Genomic DNA, 10,123 nt, shown 5'->3' on the forward strand with positions numbered 1-10,123 from the left:
AGTTTTGTTTACCCAATTAAGTAATAAAGCCGTTATCAACATCAGTTGTTTGCAATTTAGCGTATCAAGACTGATACTAAAATGGTTTACTTAACCATGACGAGGAATACTTCAAATGGATACAACATCAAATGATTTAAGCCACTTATTTAAGCAATTAGGCTTACCCAATAATCAAGAGAGCATTAATGACTTTGTTAACAAAAATAAACTTGATAAACATACATTGATGATTGATGCCGATTGCTGGAATTCAAGCCAAAAAGCATTTTTAAAAGAAGAGTTATCTGAAGACGCCCAATGGTCAGAAGTCATTGACCAATTGGACGTGATGATGCGAGCTTAAGAGTAATTTATTGTGAGTGTTAGGTGACACAATTCAATGATTAAATTTGTTGATAGACAGTGTCACCCCAACCCACTAAAACGTCATCTCGAAATACTATTGGCGTACATTCGTCTTTGGTTGTTTTACCATCTCCTTCAGCCCATTGGGTTCGATAAAACAACACTTTGATAGACTGTTCGGCATGGTTTTGAGTTGGTTTAGTATAAGCCTCACTAAAATCAGCATTGCCCATAACGGTTGTCACTTGATTACTGCTCATCCCCAAAGACAATTTGCTCAACAGATCACGATTTTTTTCTTGCTGTTCTTGCCAATAATCGCCACTCTTAGACGATTCATGATCGCCTACACTGATAACACAACCACTTAAGGCTATTGATGTTGCACCAATTAATCCTGCTGCGATAAGTTTTAATTTCATGTTGCATCCTTTTTGTTAAAATATAATCCACATGTATTTACAGATCTTTTAAGCGAAAATCATGCTAAAGATAAGGCATTGATTTATATAGACTTATTTTTAAATCAACAAAAATTAGTTAATCTCACACTCTTGAATTAAGGAATTTAGCCAACAATGAGTCCAATTGAACAAGTGCTTGCAGCGGCTAAGTCAATTGCCAACAATGGGCATTCCCCTAGCTTGGCACTGATAAAAGGTCGTTTAGGTAATAGCATTCCAATGCCAGTCCTAATCCAAGGATTACAACAATTTAAAGCACTGCCGAAGTCTGAGTGGCAAAATATACCTGAATTAAGCGATATCCCTTCTGCCGAAAATTTGCCAGCAGAACATTTGGATCCTGTTATGAAATTACAGCAGCAAGTGAGCGATATGCAGCAACTTATTGTGCAACTCACTCACAGAGTCCACGAACTTGAACAACAAGCCAGCAAAATGAATCATAAGGCTAAATAATCCATGTTTGTTTTTGAACTGCGCTTTGAATGTTTTGCAGATACCACCATTGAGGCAGCAGAAAAAGCTATTAATGGTTTACTTGAGGCTTTGCGTGCCAACGGACAAATATTGGGTCGTGAATTTGCGGTAGCTTTCAACGAAGGCGAATTTAGAGTTCGCTTGTTATTACCTGAAAAAACCAGCCTCGCTAATCGTTATAATAGCCCGTGGGTAAAAATGACATTAGCAGGCTTAACAGCGGCTAAACTATTGGCTCCTAGAGAAAAATTTATCGGCCAAGACATTAATTCTGAAGCCAGCAACACTGACACACCATCATGGCAACTGCTGTATACCAGCTATGTTCATATGTGTTCACCGCTGCGTAATGGAGACAACCTGTTACCAATCCCACTTTATCAACTGCCCGCGACGTTTAATGGCGATCATAAACGCATCATAAAATGGCAAACAGAATGGCAAGCTTGTGATGAACTGCAAATGGCTGCGGCCACTAAAGCAGAATTTGCAGCATTAGATGAAATCACCCGAGCTGACAGTGACCTATTTAGACGTGGTTGGGATTTACGTGGCAGGATAGAATATTTAACTAAAATACCAACTTACTATTATTTGTACCGCGTGGGTGGTGAGTCTTTAGAAAGCGAAATGAACCGAGCTTGTCCACGTTGCGGTTCACATGAATGGAAACTCAAACAGCCACTTTTAGATATGTTTCACTTTCGCTGCGAACCTTGCCGCATTGTGTCAAATTTATCGTGGGATCATCAATGATCCCAATAAGCATTCAATAGCCGCATCGCTCAACGTCATTGAGAGATGCAGGTTACGGCTATCATTATTTGTTTCCACGCAATGATTGCCACATGCTATTGATCCGCTGCCAGATCCCAGGATGATCGGTAACCGTAGAGGTATCTTCGATAGGTTTAACGGGTGGTTTAACCACCGGTGACAACTGTTCGATAAATTGGCTTAATGATGCTGCAATGTGAGTGCTTTGCTTCTGACCAGGTATTTCTACCCATACACTGCCATCATCATTGTTTACCGTGAGCATTTCATCACCATCACCTAGCACACCGATAAACCAAGTCAGTGGCTGTTTCAGCTTTTGCTTCATGATTAAATGCCCAATTACATTTTGTTGCAAAATCTCAAAATCAGCTTGATTCCATGCTTGGAGTAATTCTCCTTCACCAAAGCTTGAGGTAAACGGCAATGGAGCGGAAAAATATTGACCATAAAATGCATGAATATCAGGGTATAACTGAATATTTAATGCATGTTCAACATTAGTGAAATCAGCTATTTCATCACGTTTAATAGGCTTCCAGAACACTACCTCATCACTATTTTCATCAAACTCACCTTGAATACATATTGACGCTTCGCCCAAAGGATAATAGCGTGGAAGTTCAGATAGAGTATCTTGATAAGAATGAAGATAATTTTTTATAAAGCAATCTAATGCAGATGAACAAGACACTTAAGCCACTCGTAGTTTATAATAAAACCATATTTTGACACGGAAACCGATTCGATGACAAACAATCACGACCCTTATAGTGATGCAGCTGCATTAAAAGGCCTAACATTAGGTCATGCAACTGCGTATCAAGCTGAGTATGACGCGTCACTGCTGCAAGGGGTTCCACGAAAACTCAACCGAGATGCATTAGCATTAAGTGGTGAGCTTCCTTTTCATGGCACCGATATTTGGACCGGCTATGAATTGTCTTGGCTTAACGCCAAAGGCAAGCCTGTTGTGGCCATTATGGAAGTTCAGTTAGACATTAACAGTGTCAATTTGATTGAATCGAAATCGTTTAAACTGTACTTAAACAGCTTTAACCAAACTAAGTTTGAAAATGCTGAAGCGGTACAAGATACATTAAGCCGTGATTTAGCAGCTTGCGCTCAAGGAGAGGTAACAGTAAACGTTATCGAACCGAAACATTTCAACCTTGAACGCATTGTTGATTTACCAGGCACTTGTATTGACGACTTAGATATTGAAATCGAAGAATACACCTTTAAGCCCGATCACTTACTAGACAGCACCGACTCAGATAAAAGTGTCGCCGAGACGCTAAATTCTAATCTGCTAAAGTCTAACTGTTTAATTACTTCGCAACCCGATTGGGGCAGCGTAATGGTACGTTATCAGGGGCCTAAAATTGATCGTGAAAAACTGCTGCGCTATTTAATCTCATTCCGCCAGCACAATGAATTTCACGAACAATGCGTCGAACGTATCTTTGTTGATTTAAAGAAATACTGTCATTGCACTAAGTTAACGGTTTATGCGCGTTACACTCGCCGCGGTGGTTTAGACATTAACCCATATCGCAGCGATTTTGAAAACCCGCCAGAGTCAAACAGACTCGCCAGACAGTAACTGTTTGTAAACTCTTTTGCTGTAGACGCTAAGCCTTTATCGAATGATAAAGGCTTTTTTGATTTATTATTATTTTTATACCAACAATGACAAGTGCATATGATCTTTCGCTATTAAATTTCAATCTTGAAACACCTTAATAAGCCATATATATAGCTAAAGAGCACTCTCTTCAAGAGTAAACGGATCATCAAGACTACGTCCTAAATTTAAAAAGGTAGCCACACCAATTCCATTTTCAAGCCGTTATGAAAGAACGACTAGGGTACACATATTACTTCTCGAGACCTTTAACGACTCAAACTAAAATTGTGATTCAATATTGCACAATTGTTTACAATATTAGCTCATCTTCCCGCCCCCGTTTAAGCAATCGTTATGCTAATCTGCTAGTCACTCGACAATGACTAATCACTTTAACGAGACCTCTTATGCGCCATTATTTATTCAAAACATGTGTCATCGTGCTCTGCCTGCAAAGTTTTTGCATTTCATCAACGGCTTTCGCCGACGAAATAAGACAAGTTCCCATTGATGAAAAAGTGATCACCGAACATAAAGCACAAATCGATGGCAAGAAAATCCCTTATCGTGCGACCACAGGTACTCAGCCAGTATGGGATGACGAAGGTCACCCAACTGCAACCTTGTTTTACACCTATTACCAGCGCACAGATATTAAAGATGACAGTAACAGACCGTTAATTATTTCGTTTAATGGCGGCCCTGGTTCTGCTTCGGTATGGATGCACATTGCCTACACGGGACCTAGAGTATTAAATGTCGACGATGAAGGTTATCCACTGCAGCCTTACGGTGTTAAAAATAACGACTACTCGATATTAGATACCGCCGACATTGTATATGTGAATCCAGTTAATACGGGCTACTCAAGAGTATTGCCTAATGCCGAAGGAAAAATGCCGTCAAAAGATGAACAACAAAAAATGTTCTTTGGCGTAAATGCCGATATTAAATATCTAGCGGAATGGGTTACCACCTTTGTGACACGTAATGAGCGCTGGCGCTCGCCTAAATATTTAATCGGCGAAAGCTACGGCACGGCACGCGTATCAGGTTTAGCTTTAGAGCTTCAAAAAAACCAATGGATGTATCCAAATGGCGTAATTTTAGTATCGCCAACCGATCTCGGCATTGAACGAAACGGACCTGTAAAAGCGGCCAATCGTTTACCGTATTTTGCCGCCGCAGCTTGGTATCACAAAGTGCTTGGGGAAGATTTACTACAACAAGATTTAACCCTACTACTGGCTGAAGTAGAGCAATTTACATTAAATCAATATCTGCCTGCGCTCGCTAAAGGTAGCTTTATTGAATCAGAAGAAAAACAACGTATTGCCGAGCAAGTCGCCCGATATTCAGGGCTAAGTGTCACTGAAGTACTGCAAAGTAATTTAGATATCGATACCAACTATTTCTGGAAAGCGCTTTTGCGTGACCGCCAACAAACCATTGGCCGCTTAGACTCGCGTTATATTGGTATTGATGAAAAGACTGTTGGTGGTCGACCAGACTACAATGCAGAACTGACATCTTGGTTACACAGTTTCACTCCAGCCATTAATGATTACCTCCGCACTGAACTAAATTACAAAACGGATCTAAAATACAATATGTTCGGCCCTGTTCACCCATGGGATAAAAGTAAAGATAATACTGGTGCAAACTTACGCTTAGCGATGGCACAAAACCCATACCTTAATGTCATGATTCAATCAGGCTATTATGACGGTGCGACCAATTACTTTGACGCTAAATACACTATGTGGCAACTTGACCGTAGCGGATTAATGAAACATAGATTGTCTTTTAAGGGCTATCGCAGTGGCCATATGATGTATCTTCGTCATGACGACTTAAAACAATCGAATCAAGATTTACGCGAGTTTATAAAAACAACGCTACCCACAACAGGCCAACCCGCAAAATACTAACCTGTTGCAAATGAATTAATTGCGCCAACGAGATTATCAATATCGTTGGCGTTTTTATTTGCAGCATCGATTAAGACCGCCGTTCGCCAATACACTGAATAGATAGAATACATATACTCGTCCAACGTAAATGGCCATTGCTGTAAGTCATAATCTGCTAGAGCTCACCTTTAAATTTGCTTTTTTGAAAGCGACCCTTTTTTATGAAGAACCATATGCTTCTTTCATCAATATCTCGATGGTTTGCCGCAACCAAATACACGACTTATCTTGTGAATGCTTACTCGGCCAAATACTGAATAGCTCAATAGGTCGAGTTTCAAACGGCAATTCAAGTAAATTAAGGTTAAATAATTGTGCATAACTTTGGCTAAATGCGTAAGGCGCAATACCAATGGCATTTGATTTACTGATCAAAGACAACATACTCAATATCGACGACTGTTCACAATATAACGTCCGTTGCGGTAAAGGTTCATTGGAAATAATGTCAGCGACACGCATGTTGTCGCGATGAAAACGATACATGACATGTTCTGCAGCAAAGTAATCTTCACGACTAACACTATTATGTATCTGAGGGTGCTGTTGACGTACAACACAGATAATCCGTTCTTGAGCGACCTTTTGAAAACGAAAAGTTTTGAGTTTTGGAGGCACAATATCAATTAACAAATCAATTTTTTGCATTTGTAAGTCTTGATATTGATCGTCCTCATGCACAGGAGAATTTCGAAAAACCACTCTCACCGTTAACTGAGCTAACGCCTTATCTAAGTGCGGTTGCAGTAAATCAATCACAGCTTCATTAGCATATATGGTAAATACTCGTGAAGAGGTATAAGGATCAAACTCGCTGATCCCCATCAATGTTTGTTCAATAGCATCAAGCATAGGTTGCACCGAATTAAAGATATACAACCCTGTCGCAGTAGGTTCAATACCACGACCAATCCGAATAAATAACTCACAATCTAATGCGATTTTAAGACGATTTATCGCATTACTCACAGAAGACTGGGTTAATGCTAACTGTTCAGCAGCACGAGTAATCGACGATTGCTGACAAACCACACAAAACACCCGTAATAAATTCAAATCTAAAGTTGATAATTTATGGCTCAATTCATCATTCATATGCTTACCTTTATCATCAATACATTTACATTGTGAATATATTATAACCATTTAGCTATAGTTATCTTTTGGTGTTTATTCCTTAAGATAGGTTCATCAAGTTTAAAACCTATATTTTAATTTAACGAGGAATACCACTATGAACAAATCAATCATCGCACTATCAATGATAACAACACTTTCACTCAATGCATTTGCAGCACAACACGAGCACGATCATATAACGGTCGACTATCACGGAAAAGCGGCAACACCTGCTACTATTGCACAAAATGCTGCCTTAGCAAAAAGCTTGAATTTTGATGACAAAGTCGCTTTTGAGCGTTTTAGTAAAAACCAAATTGCTGAGTTCGACCAAGCAACCGCTGACATTTTACGTGCAGAATTTAGCTTTATCAGTGAACAATTTCCGGACTCGGTTAATCCATCACTTTATCGCCAAGCACAACTCAATATGGTACCCAACGGTTTATATAAAGTGACTGACGGTATCTACCAAATTCGTGGCACTGACTTATCTAATATGACCTTGATTCGAGGTGAAACAGGCTGGATTGTTTATGATGTACTGTTAACAAAAGAAGCCGCAGAGCAATCACTAAAATTTGCTTTTGAACACTTACCAGAAGGCAACAACTTACCCATTGTAGCAATGATTTATTCCCACAGTCATGCAGATCACTTTGGTGGAGCGCGCGGGGTTCAAAACTTATATCCTGACGTGAAAGTGTACGGTTCAAATAATATTACGACAGAAGTTGTAGATGAAAATGTACTGGCTGGTAACGCTATGAGCCGCCGAGCAAGTTATCAATATGGAGCCACATTGGGTAAACACGATCATGGTATTGTTGATGCAGCCTTGGCAAAAGGCTTATCAAAAGGTGAAATTACTTATGTGAAACCAGACTATGAACTCAACCAACAAGACAAATGGGAAACGTTAACGATCGACGGGCTTGAAATGGTATTTATGGATGCATCAGGCACTGAAGCGGCCAGTGAAATGGTGACTTATATTCCGTCGATGAAAGCGTTATGGACAGGTGAACTCACCTATGACGGTATGCATAACATTTATACATTACGCGGTGCCAAAGTACGTGATGCCTTAAAGTGGTCAAAAGACATCAACCAAATGGTCAATGCATTTGGTCAAGATGTTGAAGTATTATTTGCATCACATTCAGCACCGGTATGGGGTAATGGTGAAATTAATCAATATCTTAAAATGCAACGTGACAATTATGGTTTAGTGCATAATCAATCATTACGATTAGCCAACCAAGGCGTTGTGATACAAGATATTGGCGATGCAATCATGGACACTATTCCGCAACAGGTCAAAGACACCTGGTACACCAATGGTTATCACGGCACATACAGCCACAACGCCAAAGCGGTTTACAACATGTATTTGGGTTACTTTGACATGAATCCAGCCAACTTAAATCCACTACCTACTCAACAAGAGGCAAGTAAATTTGTCGAATATATGGGTGGAGCTAATAATATCGTGAAAAAGGCTAAAGCAGACTTTAGCGAGGGTGATTACCGCTTTGTGGCTACGGCACTCAACAAAGTGGTGATGGCAGACCCAAATAATCAACCTGCCCGAGACTTATTGGCTGATACTTATGAACAACTTGGTTATCAAGCAGAAGGTGCAGGCTGGAGAAATATTTACCTTACTGGAGCCCAAGAGTTACGTATTGGTATTCAGCCTGGCGCGCCAAAATCAGCGTCACCAGATGTATTGAGCGAAATGAATATGACAACATTGTTTGATTTTCTAGCCGTTAAAGTGGACAGTATTGCAGCAAATAAATTAGGGGGTATAAGTTTAAATGTGGAAACTAAAGCAGCCAAAGGCGAGCCAGCTAACACAGTATTTGTAGAGCTAAGTAATGGTAACTTAAACAATATCATTGTCGAAAAAGCTAAAGCGGCAGACGCAACCTTAACGATTGCAAAATCGGATGTTGTTGATATTTTATTAGGTCAAACAACGCTAAAGCAGTTGCTTGAGCAAGGTAATGCCACCATGACTGGCGACCAAGATGCCTTTAGTAAAATAGCTTCAACGTTAGTTCAATTTGACGAAAATTTTGAAATCGTTCCATTACGTTAACTCTAAGCTAGCTCAACTAAACACAATTCAGCCGAAGCTTTGCTTCGGCTGAATTTTTTGTACCGACTCGAATTAACTTTTCTGCTTAACATCTGATTTTAGAAAGTCGTTTTTGGCTTTAACCAAGTAGATCTGCCAACGACAATTGGTAAATATTCAATGAATGATCAATGGACTCTACTCTTAATGAATGTTGATCATTTACTTGCTTAGTTAAGCCAAAGGTTATTGCAAAACGATATTGCTGATCAAACCGACCTAATACTGTTTGCCACACCATTGTGGTGGCAATGTCTTCATCCTCTGTAAAATCAAGCTTAACACCTTGTTGTAACTCAATATTTTGATGTGATTTATCAGCGAGTTGCACATTTACACTCCCTCGCGCTATTAAGCTAAAATCAACAGAAAATGATTTAAGTGACAATGCTAAGCCTAAACCACGAGCTTTAATGTAAGACTCTTTAACCGCCCATAAATCAAAAAATCGCTGTCGCTGCAATGATGGCGGCAATTGTAATAAAGTGTCGGTTTCAGCTTGGGTAAAGTAGTGGTTAAGAATAGGTACAATATCAGTACTGCTACGTTCACGCTCAATATCAACCCCAAAACACAGGTCAGCATCAGCGTAATGATCAGCTTTTAACGCATGTCCGCCCATCACTATCCCAATCATTAACCACTCACCACTGTGACTTAAATTAAAATGTAGCCCCGTTTTCGCCAACAAGTCTGGTGTTAATGCCGGTTTACCTTTAGCGCCGTAACTAAAACGCCACTCATTGGGCTTTAGTTCACTATGAAGTGATAACACAGCCCGAAGCGCTAAGCGTACTTGTAAACCATTATTGCGTGCCGACACGCTCCTATAACGGCTCACCTTAGCGACCTCGTCATCAGTTAACCAACCTAAGGCTAAACCCGCTTCATAATCAGCAGGAGAGAGCGCCCCATTAAGCGGCACAAAATAAACATAGGGCTGAGAAAGCCCGGTAGATCGATTGGCTGATTGAACCGCTGATGTTGTCGTTGATTGAGTTGCTGAGGACATGACCGACATTAAAAATACATAACACTCTATTAAACGATAATACGGCTAAATTACCTCAATAAGACCGATGCCGCGAGAGTTTTGTCAAATAAAACCCATATAGCGAGTAGTGAAAATATACATTCTCACCATCATAAAAGCAGGAAATGTATCAAATGATTAACTAACAAAATAATC

10 protein-coding genes are annotated in these 10,123 nt (G+C 39.8%); 6 read left to right on the plus strand and 4 right to left on the minus strand.

The window, feature by feature from the left end:
• The first annotated feature begins 115 nt into the window (after nucleotides 1–115).
• Nucleotides 116–346: a DUF2789 domain-containing protein gene (locus ABIS04_RS12820; RefSeq protein WP_137226541.1), complete on the plus strand. Its 231-nt coding sequence runs from the start codon at nucleotides 116–118 to the stop codon at nucleotides 344–346.
• 40 nt (nucleotides 347–386) lie between these two features.
• Here the strand turns inward: ABIS04_RS12820 and ABIS04_RS12825 are convergent, their stop codons facing one another.
• Nucleotides 387–770 carry a DUF3192 domain-containing protein gene (locus ABIS04_RS12825; protein WP_350431305.1) on the minus strand — a complete coding sequence of 128 codons (384 nt, stop codon included), beginning with the start codon at nucleotides 768–770 and terminating at the stop codon, nucleotides 387–389.
• A gap of 156 nt (nucleotides 771–926) precedes the next feature.
• Here ABIS04_RS12825 and ABIS04_RS12830 point away from each other — a divergent pair, with 156 nt between their 5' ends.
• On the plus strand, nucleotides 927–1,268 hold the full coding sequence (locus tag ABIS04_RS12830) for a hypothetical protein (protein ID WP_350431306.1): 342 nt from the start codon (nucleotides 927–929) through the stop codon (nucleotides 1,266–1,268).
• Between the two features lie 3 nt (nucleotides 1,269–1,271).
• Entirely contained in the window at nucleotides 1,272–2,045 is a 774-nt protein-coding gene (locus ABIS04_RS12835) for a Zn-ribbon-containing protein (protein ID WP_350431307.1), read from the plus strand.
• Nucleotides 2,046–2,109: 64 nt separating this feature from the next.
• Here the strand turns inward: ABIS04_RS12835 and syd are convergent, their stop codons facing one another.
• Nucleotides 2,110–2,760: a SecY-interacting protein gene (gene syd / locus ABIS04_RS12840; protein WP_350431308.1), complete on the minus strand. Its 651-nt coding sequence runs from the start codon at nucleotides 2,758–2,760 to the stop codon at nucleotides 2,110–2,112.
• 54 nt (nucleotides 2,761–2,814) lie between these two features.
• On the opposite strand from syd, the gene queF reads away from it, so the two are divergent.
• Together queF and ABIS04_RS12850 are read left to right on the plus strand one after the other, a co-directional pair.
• Nucleotides 2,815–3,672, plus strand: coding sequence for an NADPH-dependent 7-cyano-7-deazaguanine reductase QueF (gene queF / locus ABIS04_RS12845; protein ID WP_137226536.1), 858 nt, complete (start codon nucleotides 2,815–2,817; stop codon nucleotides 3,670–3,672).
• A 431-nt stretch (nucleotides 3,673–4,103) separates the two neighbouring features.
• The gene (locus ABIS04_RS12850; protein WP_350431309.1) at nucleotides 4,104–5,627 is read left to right on the plus strand and encodes a carboxypeptidase; all 1,524 of its coding nucleotides are present in this window, start codon (nucleotides 4,104–4,106) and stop codon (nucleotides 5,625–5,627) included.
• A gap of 201 nt (nucleotides 5,628–5,828) precedes the next feature.
• Here ABIS04_RS12850 and ABIS04_RS12855 read toward each other — a convergent pair whose 3' ends face one another.
• Complete coding sequence (locus ABIS04_RS12855) at nucleotides 5,829–6,764, minus strand: LysR family transcriptional regulator (protein ID WP_350431310.1); 936 nt, start codon at nucleotides 6,762–6,764, stop codon at nucleotides 5,829–5,831.
• 139 nt (nucleotides 6,765–6,903) lie between these two features.
• Between ABIS04_RS12855 and ABIS04_RS12860 the strand changes: the two genes are divergently transcribed.
• On the plus strand, nucleotides 6,904–8,895 hold the full coding sequence (locus ABIS04_RS12860; protein WP_350431311.1) for an alkyl sulfatase dimerization domain-containing protein: 1,992 nt from the start codon (nucleotides 6,904–6,906) through the stop codon (nucleotides 8,893–8,895).
• Nucleotides 8,896–9,013: 118 nt separating this feature from the next.
• Here the strand turns inward: ABIS04_RS12860 and ABIS04_RS12865 are convergent, their stop codons facing one another.
• Nucleotides 9,014–9,946, minus strand: coding sequence for a 4'-phosphopantetheinyl transferase superfamily protein (locus tag ABIS04_RS12865; RefSeq protein ID WP_082707453.1), 933 nt, complete (start codon nucleotides 9,944–9,946; stop codon nucleotides 9,014–9,016).
• Between the last annotated feature and the right edge of the window lie 177 nt (nucleotides 9,947–10,123).

The sequence above is a fragment of the Shewanella sp. H8 genome, from assembly GCF_040285065.1.
Classification (GTDB): Bacteria; Pseudomonadota; Gammaproteobacteria; order Enterobacterales; family Shewanellaceae; genus Shewanella; species Shewanella polaris.